The following is a 17,547-nucleotide window of genomic DNA, read 5'->3' as shown; positions in this document are numbered from 1 at the left end:
GCCTATCGGTTTAGCAGCAGCCGCAGACCCAGCGCACCCAGCAGCCCGGCCGCCAGCCGGTCGAACCACGGCTTGGCCCGCAGATATCCCGCACGGGCGGGGGCCGAGGACAGCGCAAGTGCCACGCTCGTATAGAAAATCCACTCCAGCACGAGGTGGTTGAGCGTGATCAGCGCGATGTCGCGCGGCGCAAGGCCCTGCGGAAAGACGACGACGATCACGGCGGCGGCAAACAGCATCGATTTCGGATTTCCGAAGTTGACGAGCGCGCCGGCCAGGAAGGCCCGGTGCCGGGGGACAGGCGCGGTCCCGAGGGGCGCGCTGGCGTGCCGCAATGTCTGCACCGCCAGCCAGATCAGGTAGACCGCGCCCGCGATCTTCAGCGCGGCATAGGTCCATGGGAAGAGGTCGAACACGACCTTGAGGCCCAGAAGCGCCGCCAGCGTCCAGCAGGCCGCCGCGCTGCCCAGCCCAAGCCCCGTCGCGATGCCCGCCGCGCGACCCGCGCTGACCGACGTCCTGACGGCAACGAGGAAGGCCGCGCCGGGGCTGATCAGCGCCGCGCCCAGAACGAGGTTGAACGCGATCAGCTGCTCCCAGGTCACTCACCCGTCTCCCGCGTCAGGGTCAGGGTGGTGCGCACGGTCACCAGCGGCGCGTCGGGGTCGCGGATCACCGTGTATTGCACGCCAGCCATCGTCTCCGCGTCCAGTTGCACGAGGTCGGTCAGCGCCAGCGCCCGGCGCGCGCCCTGTTCGGCGGTCTTCTCGCCAAGGTATTGCGGCAAGGCCGCCAGCGGGCAGGGCAGGTCGCCCTCGGTGCGTTCAAGATGCGCCAGCACCGCGTCGAAACCGGCGCGGCGTTCGGGATGGACTTCGATATGGAAGGTGCCGGGGGCGCGGCGTGCCAGCGGCATCTCGGCCCCGGCCATGGCAAAGCGCCCGGCGCCCTCAGCGTCCATTTCGATCTGCGCTGTCTGTGGCGGGGTGGGATCGGCGATGTGGTTGATATTGCCCACGGAAATGATCGATTCGATCACCATGACCGTCCAGTCGCCCGACGCGAGGCCCGCGGCCCCAGCACCGTCCATGTCACACAGCGCCGCCGCCGGTCCCGCGCAGAGGCAGGCAAGCGCAAACGCCGCCGCCTTCATGATTTCGAGATGTCGGGCGCGTCGACCGCCTTCATGCCCACGACGTGATAGCCCGCATCGACGTGCAGGTTCTCCCCGGTGACCCCTGCGCCGAGGTCGGACAAGAGGTAGAGCGCCGAATTGCCGACGTCGTCGATGGTCACGTTGCGGCGCAGCGGCGAGTTGTATTCGTTCCACTTCATGATGTAGCGGAAATCGCCGATGCCCGAGGCCGCGAGCGTCTTGATCGGGCCCGCGCTGATCGCGTTGACGCGGATGTTGTCCTTGCCCAGGTCCTCGGCCAGGTAGCGCACCGACGCTTCCAGCCCCGCCTTGGCGACGCCCATCACGTTGTAATGCGGCATCACCCGTTCGGCCCCGTAATAGGTGAGCGTCAGGCAGGACCCGCCATTGGTCATCATCTTCTCGGCCCGGTTCACCACGGCGGTGAAGGAATAGACCGAGATGTCCATGGTCATCAGGAAGTTGTCGCGGCTGGTGTCGACATAACGCCCGCGCAGCTCGTTCTTGTCCGAAAAGCCGATGGCGTGGACAAGGAAATCAAGCTTTCCCCAGCTTTCCTTCAGCGTCTCGAACAGCGCGTCGATGGAGGCCGGATCGCTCACGTCGCAGGGCAGGACAAGGTCGCTGCCCAGCTGCTCGGCCAGCGGCGCCACGCGCTTTTTCAGCGCCTCGCCCTGGTAGGAAAAGGCAAGTTCCGCCCCGGCCTCTCCCAGCGCGCGGGCGATGCCCCAGGCGATGGACTTGTCGTTGGCCAGGCCCATGATCAGGCCGCGTTTTCCGGCCATCAATTGATGCGACATCCCGCCTGTCCCCCCGCGCGTCGTTTGACTTCACAGACCTTTAGGCCAAGGATCGCAACGCATCAAGCCCGCGGGCCGTGCCCTTGCCGGGGCGGGTCAGGTCGCTAGATGCCAGCCAGACAAATGCAGGAAGGGGCAGCACATGTCGGACCGGGGCGGGATATTTGCAGGGGACGATCCGATCGTGATCGCGCGGCGATGGCTGGCCGAGGCGGAAACGATGGAGCCCAACGATCCCAACGCGATCGCGCTGGCGACGGTGGATTCGGGCGGCCTGCCCAATGTCCGCATGGTCCTGTTGAAGGAGATCGAGGACGACGCGTTCGTCTTCTACACCAATTACGAAAGCGCCAAGGCGGGTGAGCTTGACGGCGCGGGCAAGGCCGCCTTCGTGCTGCATTGGAAAAGCCTGCATCGGCAGGTGCGCGTGCGCGGGCTGGTCAGCCGCGAGGACGGGCCGCAGGCGGACCGGTATTACGCGTCGCGCTCGCTCAAGTCGCGGCTCGGCGCGTGGGCCAGCGCGCAATCCCGTCCGCTTGAAAGCCGCGCGGCGCTGATGGCCGAGGTGGCGCGGGTCACCGCCGCTCATGGAACCGCGCCCAACCGGCCCCCGCACTGGGGCGGTTACCGGATCACGCCGGTCGAGATCGAATTCTGGGCCGATGGCGCGTTTCGCCTGCATGACCGGTTCCGGTGGACGCGCGCGGCGGCGGGCGAGACGTGGGAGGTCTCGCGACTGAATCCATGAGCTTAATCCCTGAGCGTATTGCGTTTATGCAAAGTGGACTTGTCGAAAAGTACAATTTATGCGCTTGCCAAGTCCGGTCCTCTGGCGCACACAGGGGCCAGGGTGAGGCGATCATGACTGAAGACAAGTACGACGTGCAAGCGGATGGGCAGCGCGTTAACGGCACCGTGAAGTGGTTTGATCCGGTTAAAGGATTCGGGTTCGTGTTATCGGATTCGGGTGGGCCGGATATCCTCCTTCACGCCAACGTATTACGCAATTTCGGGCAAAGCTCGGTCGCGGATGGCGCGGGCATCGAAGTGACGGTGCAGCAGACGACGCGCGGCATGCAGGCGCTTGTGGTGCACGCCATAAATCCGCCGGAAGGGGCGCAGGCGGCGCCGCTGGCGGACTTCGACGACGTCGATCCCGAGGTCATGCGCTCGGCCCCGCTGGAACCCGCCAGGGTCAAGTGGTTCGACAAGGCCAAGGGCTTTGGCTTTGCCAACGTGTTCGGGCGCTCGGAAGACGTGTTCATTCACGTGGAAGTGTTGCGGCGGTCGGGCCTTGCCGATTTACAACCGGGCGAGGCGCTTGGTATCCGGGTCATCGACGGCAAGAGAGGCCGCATGGCAACCGAGGTCACCGCATGGGAAGCCGCTTTGTCGCAGTCCTGATCGGGCTGCTTGTCTGGGCCGGGGTCGCCTCTGCCGAATGCGCGCCCGACCGCGTCGAATTGCGCGGGGACTGGGGCGAGGCGGCGTTCAACGTCGAACTGGCCGACACACCGACATCGCGATCCGTCGGATTGATGAACCGCGAGGCGATGGCGATGTCTGCCGGCATGCTCTTCATTTATCCCGCGCCGCGCCGGGCGGTGTTCTGGATGAAGAACACGCTGATCCCGCTCGACATGATCTTTGCCGACGCACGGGGCGTCGTGCAGCGGGTCCATTCCAACGCGATCCCGCTGGACCTGACCCATATCGATGGCGGCGACGGCATCCAGTACGTGCTTGAAATCAATGGCGGTCTGGCCGAACGGATCGGGATCGTCCCCGGCAGCGAGTTGCGGCACCCCATGATCGGGCAAGAGACCGCCGCCTGGGCGTGCTGAACCGGTCGATCCGGCCTTCCCAATCCCCGCGGCAGGCATTATAGCCCGACCTCGGTGACGGAGCGTGGCGCAGTCTGGTAGCGCACCTGTTTTGGGTACAGGGGGTCGTGAGTTCGAATCTCGCCGCTCCGACCACCGGTTTCCCCCGAAAATCGACCGATGAGGCGCGCAAGGCACGACCGGCTTGCGTGCGGGCCGCTGACCGGGCAGGTATCGGGCATGTCCACCGTGCCCTTCCACCTGCCGCATTTCACCGATGCCGACCGCGACGCGGCGGTCGCGGTGATGGACACGCGGTTCACCACCATGGGTACCCATGTCGCGGCGTTCGAAGAGGCCTTTGCCGCGCGGCACGGGCGGGCGCATGCGGTGATGGTGAACTCCTGCACCAACGGGCACATGCTGGTCCTGCGCTACCTGCGGGGTCCGGGTGGCTGGGACGAAGGCGCGCGCGCGGTGTTCCCGGCGATGACCTTTGCAGGCCCGTCCTTCCAGGCGGCGCATGCCGGGTTTGATGTGACCTTCGCCGATACCGACCCGGCCACCGGATCCACGCCCGTCGATGCCCTGATCGAAGCGGCAGGCACCGCGCCCACCATCCTTGCGCCGCTTGGGTACGGCGGCATCCCGCTTGACGGGATGGACCGGCTCATCCGCTTTGCCGAAGAGCACGGGCACGTGGTGATCGAGGATTGCGCCCACGCGACGGGTGCGAGCTATGCCGACGGGCGCGCGGTGGGCAGCCTGTCGACGCTCGCCTCCATCTGGTCGTTCTACCCGACCAAGGTGGTGAACGCGACCGAGGGCGGGATGATCCTAACCGACGATGCCGACCTCGCCGCGTGGTGCCGCTCTGCCCGGCTGCACGGGGTCAACAAGCCGGTGGGGGACAGGTACCGGTCCCTGAAAACCGACTGGGCCTATGCGCTGCCGATCATGGGCCACAAGTGCAACCCCACCAACATCCAGGGCGCGGTCGGGCTGTCGCAACTGGGCCGGCTCGACACCACGCTCGCGCGCCTTGCCGGGATCGCAGGCCGCTACCGCGAGGTGCTGGCGCAGGCCGGGATGCACACGCTTGACGGGTCCGAGAGGGGCAACCAGCACCTTTTCGTCCTGCGCGACACGCCGCGCGCGGCGCTGATGGAGCATCTGAAGAACCATGGCGTGCAATGCTCGGTGCATTACCCGCCGCTTTGGCAGATGGAGGCATGGGGCGATCGCCGCTGGGACCTGCCGGGGGCGGAGCGGTTCGCGGAGGGCTGCCTTTCCCTGCCGATCTATGCCGACCTGACCGAGGCGCAGATCGCGCAGGTCTGTGACGGGCTTCTGAGCTTTGACGGCTGACGGGGCCGATACCGGGCGCGTGCGCATCCTGATGGCGCTTTATGACGGCGCGCAATTTCTCGACGACCAGTTGCAGAGCTTTGCCGCGCAGGATCACGACGTGTGGGACCTGACCGTGGGCGATGACGGGTCGCGGGACGCGGGGCCGGACATGGTGCGCGCCTTCGCGGCGGCGCATCCCCACCACGACGTGCGGCTGATCGACGGACCGGGGCAGGGACCGGCGGCGAACTTCCTGACGATGCTTGCGGGGGTCGAGGGCGATCCGGACTGGGTGGCGCTCAGCGATCAGGACGATGTCTGGCTGTCCGACCGGCTGTCGCACGGTATCAAGGCGCTGCGCGGTGTGACGGGTCCGGCGCTTTACGGCAGCGCCACGTGGATCGTGGAGGCGGACCTTTCGGGCCAGCGCCGCTCGCCGCTGTTTACCCGGCCGCCCGGTTTCCGGAACGCGCTGGTGCAGTCGATCGCGGGCGGCAACACGATGCTGATGAACCGCGCGGGGTGGCAACTGGCCCGCGACGCCGCGCAGGAGGCGCTGGCAGCGGGCGGGCCGGTCACGCATGACTGGTGGCTCTACCAGCTGTTTGCGGGCGCAGGCGCGCGGGTGGTGCGGGACGAGACGCCGACGCTGCTGTACCGCCAGCACGGCGGCAACCTGTTCGGGACGAACAAGGGGCTGGGCGCGACGCTGTTGCGGGTGCGGCAGGTTCTGGGTGGGGAGATGGGCGACTGGACCGCGCGCAACGGGCGGGCGCTTCACGCCTCGGCGCATCGGCTGACGCCCGGACATCGCGCGGTGCTGGAGGCGTTCATGGACCTGCGCTCGAAACCGGCGCCTGAACGCCTGCGCGCCTTCCGCGACCTGGATCTCTACCGGCAGGGACGGGTCGATCTTGTGGTGCTTGGGCTGGCCGCGCTGATGGGTCGCCTGTGACCGATTCTGCGCAATCTGCGGCTGGATGACACACTACCCCGTGTGGTCGTGCGCCGGTTTCCACCGCTAGATGTTGTGTTTGAGCGACTTTTCGACCGCGCGACTGACCGCCTGCCAAGTTGTGAGCAAATGCGAAGGACGCGGCGCAAATCGCCTCTTTTACTGGAAAAATACGGCTCGCGGCGCTGGGTATGAATCGGTGGGCAATTCTTGGTGCGTCCGCAACAGAGCATTGCAAGCAATTTTTGTCGGAAATTTGTCGAGATTTTCGTTGACCGTCTGGGCGCCGATACGTCACCTTGCGTGGGCCGGTTCAACGAACACTAAATATTGTGGCAGGCCGGTTTGAAAGACAGGATCCCGACCATGTAGTCCGGCCAGGCGCATCTGGCCCGGTGGCAGGTGTTTTGCCGACGGTTGGAACCTGGTTGTGGGGATGAAAAGGGGCGCAGGACGCACAGACGTCAAGCTCCGCATGATAGGGAAGGTTGAGAGGCAGCCATGAAGATCGAACGGACATTCACGACCGCCGGGCAGGACGCTTACGCCGCCATCGAGTTCACGCGCACGTCGTCTGAAATTCGCAACCCCGACGGGACCATCGTGTTCAAACTTGACGATGTCGAGGTGCCGCAAAGCTGGAGCCAGGTCGCGTCCGACGTGATCGCGCAGAAATACTTCCGCAAGGCAGGCGTTCCGGTCGCGCTGAAAAAGGTCAAGGAAAAGGGCGTGCCCGAATTCCTGTGGCGGTCTGTCCCGGCCGAGGAAGGTACTGAAAAGACGGGCGAAACCTCGGCCAAGCAGGTGTTCGACCGGCTTGCAGGCGCATGGGCCTACTGGGGCTGGAAGGGCGGCTATTTCACGACCGAGGAAGACGCGCGCGCCTATTACGATGAGATGCGCCACATGCTGGCGACCCAGCGCGCCGCGCCGAACTCGCCGCAATGGTTCAACACCGGCCTGCACTGGGCCTACGGCATCGACGGGCCGGCGCAGGGCCACCACTATGTCGATTACAAGACCGGCAAGCTGACCAAGTCGAAATCCTCCTACGAGCATCCGCAGCCGCATGCCTGCTTCATCCAGTCGGTCTCGGATGACCTGGTGAACGATGGCGGCATCATGGACCTGTGGGTGCGCGAGGCGCGCCTGTTCAAATACGGTTCAGGCACGGGCACGAACTTCTCCAGCCTCCGTGCCGAAGGGGAGGCCCTGTCGGGCGGCGGACGTTCGTCGGGCCTGATGGGCTTCCTCAAGATCGGGGACCGCGCCGCGGGCGCCATCAAGTCGGGCGGCACCACGCGCCGCGCCGCGAAGATGGTGATCTGCGACGCGGATCACCCCGATATCGAGGACTTCATCAACTGGAAGGTCCGCGAAGAGCAGAAGGTTGCGTCCATCGTCGCCGGTTCGAAGATGCACGAGCAAAAGCTCAACGCCATCTTTGCCGCGATCCGCAGCTGGGACGGAGATGCGACAGACGCCACGGATACCAGCAAGAACAACAGCTTGAAGGACGCTGTTAAAGCGGCCAAGCGCAACGCGATCCCCGAGACATACATCAAGCGCGTGCTGGATTATGCGCGGCAGGGATATGCCTCGATCGAGTTTCCGACCTATGACACCGATTGGGACAGCGAGGCCTATGCCTCCGTCTCGGGCCAGAACTCGAACAACTCGGTCCGCGTCACGGATGCCTTCTTGAAGGCGGTTGAGACCGATGGTGACTGGGAACTGATCCGCCGCACCGACGGCAAGGTGGCCAAGACGATCAAGGCGCGTGCGCTTTGGGAAGACATCGGCCACGCCGCATGGGCCTGCGCCGATCCGGGCATCCAGTACCACGACACCGTGAACGCATGGCACACCTGCCCCGAAGATGGCGAAATCCGCGGTTCGAACCCGTGCTCGGAATACATGTTCCTCGACGACACGGCGTGCAACCTCGCCTCGATGAACCTGCTGACCTTCCTGAAGGACGGCAAGTTCCAGGCCGAGGATTACATGCACGCCACGCGGCTCTGGACGCTGACGCTGGAAATCTCGGTGATGATGGCGCAGTTCCCGTCGAAGGAAATCGCGCAACTCAGCTACGATTTCCGCACGCTGGGCCTTGGGTATGCCAATATCGGCGGGCTGCTGATGAACATGGGCTACTCGTATGACAGTGACGAGGGCCGGGCGCTCTGTGGTGCGCTGACGGCAATCATGACCGGCGTGGCCTACGCCACCTCGGCAGAAATCGCCGGCGAACTCGGCGCCTTCTCGGGCTACGAGCGCAACAAGGCGCACATGCTCAAGGTCATCCGCAACCACCGCAACGCGGCCTACGGCGCAACCGAGGGGTACGAGAAGCTGGCGGTGAAACCCGTCCCGCTCGACCACGCGAACTGCCCCGACAAGGACCTCGTGAAGCTCGCCACCGGCGCGTGGGACGAGGCGCTGAAGCTGGGCGAGGCGCACGGTTACCGCAACGCGCAAACCAGCGTGATCGCGCCCACCGGCACCATTGGCCTCGTCATGGATTGTGACACGACGGGGATCGAGCCGGACTTCGCGCTGGTGAAGTTCAAGAAGCTGGCCGGTGGCGGCTACTTCAAGATCATCAACCGCTCGGTCCCGACGGCGCTGGAAAAGCTGGGCTATGGCAGCGCGCAGATCGAAGAGATCGTCAGCTATGCCGTGGGTCACGGGTCGCTCGGCAATGCGCCGGGGATCAACCACACCGCGCTGGTTGGCCACGGGTTCGGGCAGGCGGAACTGGACAAGGTGGAACAGGCGCTCGCCTCGGCCTTCGACATCCGGTTCGTGTTCAACCAGTGGACGCTGGGCGAGGAGTTCTGCACCGGCACGCTGGGCATCCCGGCTGCAACGCTGAATGACCCGACCTTTGACCTGCTCAAGCACCTGGGCTTCTCGCGGCAGGATATCGAGGCGGCGAACGACCATGTCTGCGGGACCATGACGCTGGAAGGGGCTCCGCACCTGAAGGAAGAGCACCTGCCGATCTTCGACTGCGCCAACCCGTGCGGCAAGAAGGGCAAGCGGTTCCTGTCGGTCAACAGCCACATCACCATGATGGCCGCGGCGCAATCGTTCATCTCGGGCGCGATCTCGAAAACGATCAACATGCCGAACGACGCGACCATCGCGGATTGCCAGGCGGCGTACGAGCTCAGCCACAAGCTGGGGGTGAAGGCCAACGCGCTCTACCGTGACGGATCGAAACTGTCGCAGCCGCTGGCGGCCGCGCTGGTGGAGGACGACGACGAAGCCGCCGAAATCCTCGAAACCGGCGGCACGATGGAGAAGGCGCAGGTCATCGCCGAGAAGATCGTCGAGAAGGTGGTCGTCAAGGAAGTCATCAAGCGCAACCGCGACAAGATGCCGGAACGCCGCCGGGGTTATACCCAGAAGGCGATCGTGGGCGGGCACAAGGTCTATTTGCGGACGGGCGAGTACGAAGACGGCCAGCTGGGCGAGATCTTCATCGACATGCACAAGGAAGGTGCCGGGTTCCGGGCGATGATGAACAACTTCGCCATCGCGGTGTCGGTCGGCCTGCAATACGGTGTGCCGCTGGAGGAATTCGTGGACGCCTTCACCTTCACCCGGTTCGAACCGGCGGGAATGGTGCAGGGCAACGAGACGATCAAGAACGCGACCTCGATCCTCGACTACATCTTCCGCGAACTGGCCGTGTCGTACCTCGACCGAACCGACCTGGCGCACGTCCAGCCCGACGGCACCCATTTCGACGAGCTGGGCCGTGGCGAGGAAGAGGGCGTGTCGAACATCCGCGAACTGGCGGGCACCAAGGCGTCCGATCCGCTGGAAGTGCTGAAGCAGGTGGCCTCGTCTGGGTACCTGCGCGGCCGGGCACCGCAGGAACTGGTGGTGCTGCAAGGCGGGCAGGGGCAGGCCGTGGCGATGGAAGCGGGCGGAGGCGATCCCGTCGCCACGTTGCAGACCATCGTGCCGGAAACCTCGACCTCGACCGGGGCGATCGCCACGGCCACGGGCATGGATGCGCGCACCAAGGCCAAGATGCAGGGGTACGAAGGTGACCCGTGCGGCGATTGCGGCAACTACACGCTGGTGCGCAACGGCACCTGCATGAAGTGCAACACCTGCGGCGCCACGAGCGGGTGCAGCTGATGCAGGCGGCGTGGACCCGTCTGGGCGATGCGGTGCCGCTGACGACAGCGGAACGGCAAAGCCTGGCACGGATCCTCGCCACCGACACGGGCGCGGACGTGATGGCCGCGCGGGTGCAAGGGTTCCTGGGCCGCTTCGTGCGGTGCGACGAGACGAAGGAGATGGATTGGGTGCAGCTGGCCCGCGCCGTGCTGCACCGCGATTGACCGGACCGCTTGGGGCTGTTTGGGGGGAGCGTCCCTACGACTTCAAGCGCAGCCGGGCCCGGTTCCAGCAGCACCGGGCCCGGCGACGAGACAGGCCTCTTGTCCGCCCTGATGGGCGGCCGCGAGAGGTCACAAGGGTACCGGGTGGGTGCGCTCACCCCGGATGACGTTCAGGCCGCAGGCGAGAATAACCGAGCGGTGTACCAAATGAGCCTGAACGGCGAAACTAGAAGGAGGCCCTCGTGGCCTCCTTTTTTTCATTCGGGATCGGCGGGTGCGCCGCGCAGGGGCAGCGGTTCGTTGAAGGTGAGCGTGCGGTAGGGGAAGGGGATTTCGATCCCGGCCTCGTCCAGCGCGCGCTTGACGGCGGCGACCACGAGATCGCGTGACCGGCGGATGTCGATGGGGCGCGACCCGGTCCACCACGTGACCTCGAAATTGATCGAACTGTCGGCGAATTCCTGGGCGAAGATTTCCACGTCGCGCACGTCGTCACGCACGTCGTCGACGCCTTTCACGGCGTCTTCTATCACGGTCCGTGCGGCGTCCACGTCCTCGCCGTAGGCGACGCCGCAGATGATGGTGGTCCGCCGGAGGTCCATCGCCGTGCGCACCGTGACCGGGTTCTTGAAGAACATGGCATTGGGCGCCACGACCAGTTGCCCGTCGGTCTGGCGCACATGGGTGTCGCGGATGGTGATCGTCTCGACCTCGCCATCGATGCCTTCGCATTCGACGAAATCGCCCTTGGCGAAGGGTTCGCGCAAGAGCAGCAGGATCCCGGCGAGGAAGTTCTCGAACACGTCCTTGAACGCGAAGCCGATGGCGACCGACCCCAGCCCGAGCGCGGTGATCGCCTTGGCGGGCGTGACCGACGGGAACAGGATGGTGAGGGCGACGAGGATCGCGAACAGCCATGCCGCCGTGGTCAGGATCATCACGATCACCTCGACCAGCGCGGTGCGCATCCGTGCGCGGCGCAGAACGCGCGGCAGGATCCAGCGCGCCACCCGGATCGCCGCCCAGACGAGCAGCAGGAACAGCGCCGCGATCGCCAGCTTGGGCAGGAGTGTCCAGAAGCCGGACACGTAATCCTCGACCGCATTGCGGGTGGGGGCGGGCAGCGCCGTCCAGGCGTTCGATAACAGTTCCATGCAGGGGAAACGACGCATCGCCGTCATCGTTCCAAGGCCGCGTGGCCAAGAAAAAAGGGAGCCCGGTTCCCGGACCCCCTTCCTGGGGAAGGCAGCGACACGTGAGAGGGCGTCGCCACCTTTGGACCTGGGTTTTACAGGTCGTCCGACCCGAATGTTTTGAACACCACCAGGTCGAGTGCCACCACGGCAACGAAAAGAACCAAGACGAGCATATGACGTCCTCCTGAGCTGCCGGGACGTTACGAAAAGAGGCAGAAATCGGGCAAGGATTTCCGCGATTTGGACCCAATCCGGCCGAAATGTGGCGGAACTGGCGGTGGAGCGTGCAACAATGGCGGATCGCGTCTTTCGATTGTCCGCGTTGCGTGTCCCGTTGGTCTGGAAATGGGGCGGGGTTTCGATTCGCCGGCCCTGCCTTGTGGCCCCTCGCCGATCGGGTAGGGTGCGGGAGATGGATCGCGCCTCCGCCTCCCCGCCGCCCGGATCGGCCACCCCCGACAGCGGGGGCATGTCGCGGATCGAATTCATCGCCCTGATGGGCATGACGTTCGCGACCATCGCCTTTTCCACCGACGCGATGCTGCCCGCCTTGCCCGAGATCGCGGCAGAGATCGGGCCGGACCGGGCGCACATGGCGCCGCTGATCGTGCTGACCTTCTTTGTCGGGACCGGCGTCGGCACGCTGTTCACCGGGCCGATGTCGGATGCGTGGGGGCGCAAGCCGGTGATCCTGTGGAGCGGGGTGCTGTACGTGCTGGCCTCGCTGATCGCGTGGCGGGCGCAATCGCTGGAAGTGATGCTGGCGGCGCGGTTCGCGCAAGGCATGGCCGCCGCCGGGCCGCGGGTCGTGGCGATCGCGGTGGTGCGCGACCTTTACGCGGGGCGGGGCATGGCCAAGATCCTGTCCTTCTGCATGATCGTCTTCACCCTGTTCCCGGCGGTCGCGCCCCTGATCGGCACGGCGATCATCTGGGCGGTCGACTGGCGGGCGATCTTTCTTGCCTTCGTGCTCTTTTCCGCCATCACCACCATCTGGACCATGGTGCGCCTGCCGGAAACGCTGAACCCTGCCCATCGTCGCCCCATGCGCGTCACGTTGCTTTGGGCGGCCGGGTTGGAGATGTGGCGCAACCAGACGGTGCGCATCTCGATCATGGTGCAGTGCTTCTGTTTCGCCACCATCTTCGCGACCGTGGCCACGATCCAGCTGATCTTCGACCAGTCATTCGGGCGTGCCGACAGCTTCGCGGTGTGGTTCTTCGCCATCGCGGTGGTGGCGGGGTCGGGTTCGTTCCTGAACGCGCTGCTGGTCGAAAGGCTGGGCATGCAGCGGCTGGTCAAGACGATGCTGGGTGTGCAGATCTTCATCAGCGGCGGCGTGCTGGTCATGCTGGCCGCCGGGATGACCGGGCCGGTCTTCTTTGCGCTGTCGATCGTGTGGCTGACGTCCCTGTTCTTCCAGGCGGCGCTGACCATCGGCAACGTCAACGCCATCGCGATGGAGCCGCTGGGCCATATCGCGGGGGTTGCGACCTCGGTCATGGCATCCATCGCGACGGTCGTGTCCTCGCTTATGGCGGCACCCGTTGCACTGTTTTTCGACGGCACACCGCTGACGCTGGCCCTGGGCGTGCTGATCTTCGCCGTTGCGGGGCTGTGGCTGATGCGGCGGCTGGCGCCGGAAAGTGGCTAAACAGTATACACAGGTATACATCGCCCCTTTTCACCCATGCGAGCTTGCGCTATCAGGCGGCCAAATCAGTAAAACCGGAGCATCCCATGACCAAGATCAAGGTAGAGAACCCCATCGTCGAGATGGACGGCGACGAGATGACCCGCATCATCTGGCAGTTCATCAAGGACAAGCTGATCCTGCCTTACCTGGATGTGGACCTTCTGTACTACGACCTGGGCATCGAGTCGCGCGACGCGACCGAGGACCAGATCACCATCGACGCCGCCGAGAAAACCAAGGAAGTGGGCGTCGCCGTCAAATGCGCCACGATCACGCCGGACGAGGCGCGGGTCGAGGAGTTCGGCCTCAAGAAGATGTGGCGTTCGCCCAACGGCACGATCCGCAACATCCTGGGCGGCGTGGTGTTCCGCGCGCCGATCATCTGCAAGAACGTGCCGCGCCTTGTTCCCGGCTGGACGCAACCCATCGTGATCGGCCGCCACGCCTTTGGCGACCAGTACCGCGCGACCGACATGAAATTCCCCGGCCCCGGCACGCTGTCGATGAAATTCGTCGGCGAGGATGGCGAGGTCGTCGAGCACGAGGTCTTCAAGGCGCCGTCGTCGGGCGTGTTCATGTCGATGTACAACCTCGACAACTCGATCATCGATTTCGCGCGCGCCTCGCTGAACTATGGCCTGAACCTTGGCTGGCCGGTCTACATGTCGACCAAGAACACCATCCTCAAGCAATATGACGGCCGGTTCCTCGAACTGTTCCAGAAGGTGTACGAGGAAGAGTTCGAAGAGCAGTTCAAGGCCAAGGGCATCACCTATGAACACCGCCTGATCGACGACATGGTCGCCTGCGCCATGAAGTGGAACGGCGGCTTCGTCTGGGCCTGCAAGAACTATGACGGCGACGTGCAGTCCGACACCGTGGCGCAGGGCTTTGGCTCGCTTGGCCTGATGACCTCGCAACTGATGACGCCCGACGGGAAGATCGTCGAGGCAGAGGCCGCGCACGGCACCGTGACCCGCCACTACCGCCAGCACCAGAAGGGTGAAGAGACGTCGACCAACTCGATCGCGTCGATCTATGCCTGGACGGGTGGCCTGAAGCACCGCGCGAAACTCGACGGGAACGAGCCGCTGATGAACTTTGCCACGACGCTGGAAAAGGTCATCGTCGACACCGTGGAATCCGGTCACATGACCAAGGACCTCGCGCTGCTGGTCGGCCCGGACCAATCCTGGCTGACGACGATGGGCTTCCTCGAGAAGATCGAAGAGAACCTCAACAAGGCGCTGGCAGGCTGATCACCCGGCCCCTTGGCGCAAAGACTTCGCAACCCGGCCCATCGTGGCCGGGTTGTTTCGTTCCGGGGTCAGGCGGCGGGGGCGGGGGTGTTGGCGCGGATCTCCTCGATCACCTTGGCCCACAGGTCGGGCGGCTGCGCGCCCGGCACCGCGTGCTGGCCGCCGACGATGAAGCACGGCACACCGGTCACGCCCATCTCGCGCCCCTTGGCGTCGCGGGCGCGGATGTCGTCGATATCGGTATCGGACGCCAGCAGTTTCAGCACCACCGCCGCATCCATGCCGACGCCATCGGCGATGTCGGCCAGCACTTCGCGGTCGCCGATGTCGCGGCCTTCCTCGAAATAGGCGCGGAACAGCGCGGCGACGATTTCGCCCTGCTTGCCCTCCAGCCCCGACCAGTGGATCAGCCGGTGCGCATCGAGCGTGTTGGGCGTGCGTTCGATCGCGCCGAGGTTCAGCATCAGCCCGGCATCCTCGGCCGCTTCGGCGATCTGGCCATAGACTTCTACCGCGCGCTCCTTGCCGCCGAACTTCGCCTCGAGGTAGGCGCGGCGGTCCATGCCCTCGGGTGGCATGTCGGGGTTCAGCTGGAAGGGATGCCACTGGATCTCGAACACCGGGGCGGCGGCTTCGGCTAACGCGCGGTCAAGATGGGTCTTGCCGATGTAGCACCACGGGCAGATCGGGTCCGACAGGATGTCGAGACGGACAAGCTGGGTCATGAAGAGCCTTCCAGTTGGGCGCGGACGCGGCGGCGCAGAAGCTTGTTGTTGGCCCCGCGCGGCAGGGACGCGACGCGGGTGAAATTGCGCGGGCACTTGTACCGGGCGAGGCGGGCTTCTGCAAACGCGGCCAGGTCGGCCTCGGGCACGGCCTCGCCGGTATAGGCAAGTGCGATGATGCTGGTCTCGGCCCCGACCCGGCATTCGACCGCCGCGCAATCGGTGATGGCGGGGTGGCGGGCCATGGCGGTTTCGACCTCGATGGGCGAGACGCGGAAACCGCCCGCGTTCATCATGTCGTCGGCGCGGCCAAGGTAGGTGATCTGCCCGTCGGCATCCATCTCGCCCCGGTCCCCGGTCAGGAACCAGTCGCCCCGCATCCGCGCGCGGGTGTCGTCCGGCGCATCGAGGTAGCCCAGCATCAGGCCGGGATCGGAGCGGTGCACGGCGATCTCGCCCTCCTCGCCGCGCGGCACGGGGGCGGTGCCATCCCCCAGAAGCGCCACGCGCCGCCCGCGCTGTGGCCGCCCCAGCGCACCGGGCGCGGCGGGACGGTCGGGCGCGCCCGAGATGAAGGTCGAACACTCGCTCATCCCGAACGCCTCGTGGATGTCGGTCCCCGTGGCCACGCGCCAGCGGGCGCGCAGGGTATCGGGCAGCTTCTCCCCGGCCGCGAGGCCGTGGCGCAGGGCAGGCGCGTCGATCCGGCCCGACCCGCGCAGCAGGCGGCGGTAGACGCCCGGCGCGGCGGCGAAGATGCTGATGTCGTGGGCGCGCAAGAGGTCCGGCAGCGTGGCAAAATCGGTCCCCGGCGCCAGCGTGAGCGCGGTTGCCCCGATGCTCCACGGGTCCATCAGGCCGGTGCCCAGCGTGTAAGTCCAGTTGAAGGCCCCGGCATGCAGCAACCGGTCCCGCGGCAGCAACCCGTACCAGTCGCGGATCATCATCTGCCGGGCAAGGATCGCGCGGTGGGCATGCACCACGCCGCGCGGACGGCCCGACGTGCCCGAGGTGAACACGATATAGGCGGGCCGGTCGGGATCGCCTTGGACCGGAGCCTGCGCGGGCCCATGGCAGAACGCGCGGAATTCGGCGGCGGTGACCTGCGGCACGTCCGGCGCGGCGGGCAGGTCGGGGTCCTGCACGGCAAGGGCCGGGCGCACCTGCGCGGCGAGGTCGGCCACCTCGGGCGCGGTCAATTGTGCCGAGGTGACGACCGGCACGAGGTCGGCGCTGATCGCCGCGAGATAGCACAGCGGAAAGTTGAGGCTGTTGCCCAGCCGCATGAGGACACGCCCCCCCGGCGGCACCCGTGACGCCAGCGCAAGTGTGGCACCCCCGACGGCGGCGCGCAGGTCGGCATAGGTCAGCCGCGCCTCGCCCCCGATCAGGTCGAATGCGAGGTCGCTTGCGGCCCCGCCCGCCAGCACATGCGCGGCAAGATTGAACGCGGACGGGATCGCCGGCGGCGCGCCTTCGTGGTGATCGGACAACATGGTCAACGGGGTAGAGGCGGCTCAGGGCGGTTGCAAGGGGCAGAGGCGGCTCCTATACCCGGAATGGCCATGAGCGACAGTCAACCAGAAATCATCCGCATCGCGCGGGCCAGCGGCCAGTCGGAACTGCATGCCGAACCGCTCGACCTGGGCGCGCGCGTGCGCCAGTTGCGCAAGGAGCGGAACTGGACGCTGGAACAGGCGGCACAGGCGGCGGGCCTTGCCCGGTCGACCCTGTCGAAGATCGAGAACGGGAACATGTCGCCCACCTACGACGCGCTGAAGAAGCTGGCCGAGGGGTTGGCGATCAGCGTGCCGCAGCTTTTCACGCCGCCGCAGGACGACCGGATCACCGGGCGGCTGGTGCAGACGCGGGCCGACGAAGGCGTCGATTTCCTGACCACGACCTACGAACACAAGCTTCTGGCCGAGGGCCTGACCCAGAAGAAGATGCTGCCCTATCACACCCGAATCCGCGCCCGTGATCCGGGCGAATTCGACGGCTGGGTGCGCCACGATGGCGAGGAATTCCTGTTCGTGCTGACCGGTGTCGTGCGGCTTTATACCGAGTTCTACGAACCGGCCGAGCTGCGCCGGGGCGACAGCGCCTATTACGACGCGGCGATGGGCCATAACGTGGTGTCGGTCAGCGAGGATGACGCGACCGTGCTGTGGGTGACCTCGCTGGGGTGATCCCCCGGTACGCGGCGGCTGGGCGTTGAGGCCG

The 17,547-nt window shown here is 65.9% G+C and carries 16 protein-coding genes and 1 tRNA gene; 11 read left to right on the top strand and 6 right to left on the bottom strand.

What is annotated here, in order from left to right; translation table 11 throughout:
- Positions 1 to 2: 2 nt before the first annotated feature.
- The 3 genes from ATO11_RS13625 to fabI are packed head-to-tail and all read right to left on the bottom strand — an operon-like array spanning position 3 to position 1,956.
- Positions 3 to 605: a LysE family translocator gene (locus ATO11_RS13625; protein WP_050531458.1), complete on the bottom strand. Its 603-nt coding sequence runs from the start codon at positions 603 to 605 to the stop codon at positions 3 to 5.
- Positions 602 to 1,153: a hypothetical protein gene (locus ATO11_RS13620; RefSeq protein WP_050531457.1), complete on the bottom strand. Its 552-nt coding sequence runs from the start codon at positions 1,151 to 1,153 to the stop codon at positions 602 to 604. Before ATO11_RS13620 ends, ATO11_RS13625 begins: the two co-directional genes overlap by 4 nt.
- Positions 1,150 to 1,956 (bottom strand): enoyl-ACP reductase FabI, encoded by an 807-nt coding sequence (gene fabI, locus ATO11_RS13615; protein WP_050531456.1) that lies wholly within the window; start codon positions 1,954 to 1,956, stop codon positions 1,150 to 1,152. Before fabI ends, ATO11_RS13620 begins: the two co-directional genes overlap by 4 nt.
- Before the next feature lie 142 nt (positions 1,957 to 2,098).
- On the opposite strand from fabI, the gene pdxH reads away from it, so the two are divergent.
- The 8 genes from pdxH to ATO11_RS13575 all read left to right on the top strand — a co-directional run bounded on the left by pdxH (position 2,099) and on the right by ATO11_RS13575 (position 10,448).
- Positions 2,099 to 2,704, top strand: coding sequence for a pyridoxamine 5'-phosphate oxidase (gene pdxH / locus ATO11_RS13610; RefSeq protein ID WP_050531455.1), 606 nt, complete (start codon positions 2,099 to 2,101; stop codon positions 2,702 to 2,704).
- A gap of 113 nt (positions 2,705 to 2,817) precedes the next feature.
- A complete protein-coding gene (locus ATO11_RS13605; RefSeq protein ID WP_050531454.1) occupies positions 2,818 to 3,360 on the top strand; it encodes a cold-shock protein in 543 nt (180 codons plus the stop codon).
- Positions 3,333 to 3,800, top strand: a complete 468-nt coding sequence (locus ATO11_RS13600; RefSeq protein WP_050531453.1) for a DUF192 domain-containing protein — start codon at positions 3,333 to 3,335, stop codon at positions 3,798 to 3,800. The genes ATO11_RS13605 and ATO11_RS13600 overlap by 28 nt, the downstream gene beginning before the upstream one ends.
- 58 nt (positions 3,801 to 3,858) lie before the next feature.
- Positions 3,859 to 3,935, top strand: a tRNA-Pro gene (locus tag ATO11_RS13595).
- A gap of 84 nt (positions 3,936 to 4,019) precedes the next feature.
- Positions 4,020 to 5,147: a DegT/DnrJ/EryC1/StrS family aminotransferase gene (locus tag ATO11_RS13590; protein ID WP_165586977.1), complete on the top strand. Its 1,128-nt coding sequence runs from the start codon at positions 4,020 to 4,022 to the stop codon at positions 5,145 to 5,147.
- Positions 5,137 to 6,084 (top strand): glycosyltransferase, encoded by a 948-nt coding sequence (locus tag ATO11_RS13585; protein WP_050531451.1) that lies wholly within the window; start codon positions 5,137 to 5,139, stop codon positions 6,082 to 6,084. The genes ATO11_RS13590 and ATO11_RS13585 overlap by 11 nt, the downstream gene beginning before the upstream one ends.
- A gap of 501 nt (positions 6,085 to 6,585) precedes the next feature.
- A complete protein-coding gene (locus ATO11_RS13580) occupies positions 6,586 to 10,242 on the top strand; it encodes a vitamin B12-dependent ribonucleotide reductase (protein WP_050531450.1) in 3,657 nt (1,218 codons plus the stop codon).
- A complete protein-coding gene (locus tag ATO11_RS13575; protein WP_165586976.1) occupies positions 10,242 to 10,448 on the top strand; it encodes a hypothetical protein in 207 nt (68 codons plus the stop codon). The genes ATO11_RS13580 and ATO11_RS13575 overlap by 1 nt, the downstream gene beginning before the upstream one ends.
- A 257-nt stretch (positions 10,449 to 10,705) precedes the next feature.
- On the opposite strand, the gene ATO11_RS13570 is transcribed toward ATO11_RS13575, so the two are convergent.
- Positions 10,706 to 11,602, bottom strand: coding sequence for a mechanosensitive ion channel family protein (locus tag ATO11_RS13570; protein ID WP_050531647.1), 897 nt, complete (start codon positions 11,600 to 11,602; stop codon positions 10,706 to 10,708).
- Between the two features lie 454 nt (positions 11,603 to 12,056).
- On the opposite strand from ATO11_RS13570, the gene ATO11_RS13565 reads away from it, so the two are divergent.
- Together ATO11_RS13565 and ATO11_RS13560 are read left to right on the top strand one after the other, a co-directional pair.
- Positions 12,057 to 13,298 carry an MFS transporter gene (locus ATO11_RS13565; protein ID WP_242601422.1) on the top strand — a complete coding sequence of 414 codons (1,242 nt, stop codon included), beginning with the start codon at positions 12,057 to 12,059 and terminating at the stop codon, positions 13,296 to 13,298.
- A gap of 86 nt (positions 13,299 to 13,384) precedes the next feature.
- Positions 13,385 to 14,599 carry an NADP-dependent isocitrate dehydrogenase gene (locus ATO11_RS13560; RefSeq protein WP_050531448.1) on the top strand — a complete coding sequence of 405 codons (1,215 nt, stop codon included), beginning with the start codon at positions 13,385 to 13,387 and terminating at the stop codon, positions 14,597 to 14,599.
- Between the two features lie 68 nt (positions 14,600 to 14,667).
- On the opposite strand, the gene ATO11_RS13555 is transcribed toward ATO11_RS13560, so the two are convergent.
- Positions 14,668 to 15,324: a DsbA family oxidoreductase gene (locus ATO11_RS13555; RefSeq protein WP_050531447.1), complete on the bottom strand. Its 657-nt coding sequence runs from the start codon at positions 15,322 to 15,324 to the stop codon at positions 14,668 to 14,670.
- The gene (locus ATO11_RS13550; RefSeq protein WP_050531446.1) at positions 15,321 to 16,820 is read right to left on the bottom strand and encodes a class I adenylate-forming enzyme family protein; all 1,500 of its coding nucleotides are present in this window, start codon (positions 16,818 to 16,820) and stop codon (positions 15,321 to 15,323) included. The genes ATO11_RS13555 and ATO11_RS13550 overlap by 4 nt, the downstream gene beginning before the upstream one ends.
- 69 nt (positions 16,821 to 16,889) lie before the next feature.
- On the opposite strand from ATO11_RS13550, the gene ATO11_RS13545 reads away from it, so the two are divergent.
- A complete protein-coding gene (locus ATO11_RS13545) occupies positions 16,890 to 17,513 on the top strand; it encodes a helix-turn-helix domain-containing protein (protein WP_050531645.1) in 624 nt (207 codons plus the stop codon).
- Positions 17,514 to 17,547 lie beyond the last annotated feature (34 nt).

The organism is Pseudaestuariivita atlantica (assembly GCF_001205715.1).
Classification (GTDB): domain Bacteria; phylum Pseudomonadota; class Alphaproteobacteria; order Rhodobacterales; family Rhodobacteraceae; genus Pseudaestuariivita; species Pseudaestuariivita atlantica.
The sequence above is the reverse complement of the archived record's forward strand: the minus strand, read 5'-3'. Positions and strand labels throughout refer to the sequence as shown.

Bases quoted from the DNA above. Each gene is read 5' to 3' on its own strand.
- ATO11_RS13580 (WP_050531450.1), top strand. From the start codon at position 6,586: ATGAAGATCGAACGGACATTCACGACCGCCGGGCAGGACGCTTACGCC.
- ATO11_RS13590 (WP_165586977.1), top strand. From the start codon at position 4,020: ATGTCCACCGTGCCCTTCCACCTGCCGCATTTCACCGATGCCGACCGC.
- pdxH (WP_050531455.1), top strand. From the start codon at position 2,099: ATGTCGGACCGGGGCGGGATATTTGCAGGGGACGATCCGATCGTGATC.
- ATO11_RS13550 (WP_050531446.1), bottom strand. From the start codon at position 16,820: ATGTTGTCCGATCACCACGAAGGCGCGCCGCCGGCGATCCCGTCCGCG.
- ATO11_RS13555 (WP_050531447.1), bottom strand. From the start codon at position 15,324: ATGACCCAGCTTGTCCGTCTCGACATCCTGTCGGACCCGATCTGCCCG.
- ATO11_RS13605 (WP_050531454.1), top strand. From the start codon at position 2,818: ATGACTGAAGACAAGTACGACGTGCAAGCGGATGGGCAGCGCGTTAAC.
- fabI (WP_050531456.1), bottom strand. From the start codon at position 1,956: ATGTCGCATCAATTGATGGCCGGAAAACGCGGCCTGATCATGGGCCTG.
- ATO11_RS13620 (WP_050531457.1), bottom strand. From the start codon at position 1,153: ATGAAGGCGGCGGCGTTTGCGCTTGCCTGCCTCTGCGCGGGACCGGCG.
- ATO11_RS13565 (WP_242601422.1), top strand. From the start codon at position 12,057: ATGGATCGCGCCTCCGCCTCCCCGCCGCCCGGATCGGCCACCCCCGAC.
- ATO11_RS13545 (WP_050531645.1), top strand. From the start codon at position 16,890: ATGAGCGACAGTCAACCAGAAATCATCCGCATCGCGCGGGCCAGCGGC.
- ATO11_RS13600 (WP_050531453.1), top strand. From the start codon at position 3,333: ATGGGAAGCCGCTTTGTCGCAGTCCTGATCGGGCTGCTTGTCTGGGCC.
- ATO11_RS13575 (WP_165586976.1), top strand. From the start codon at position 10,242: ATGCAGGCGGCGTGGACCCGTCTGGGCGATGCGGTGCCGCTGACGACA.
- ATO11_RS13560 (WP_050531448.1), top strand. From the start codon at position 13,385: ATGACCAAGATCAAGGTAGAGAACCCCATCGTCGAGATGGACGGCGAC.
- ATO11_RS13570 (WP_050531647.1), bottom strand. From the start codon at position 11,602: ATGGAACTGTTATCGAACGCCTGGACGGCGCTGCCCGCCCCCACCCGC.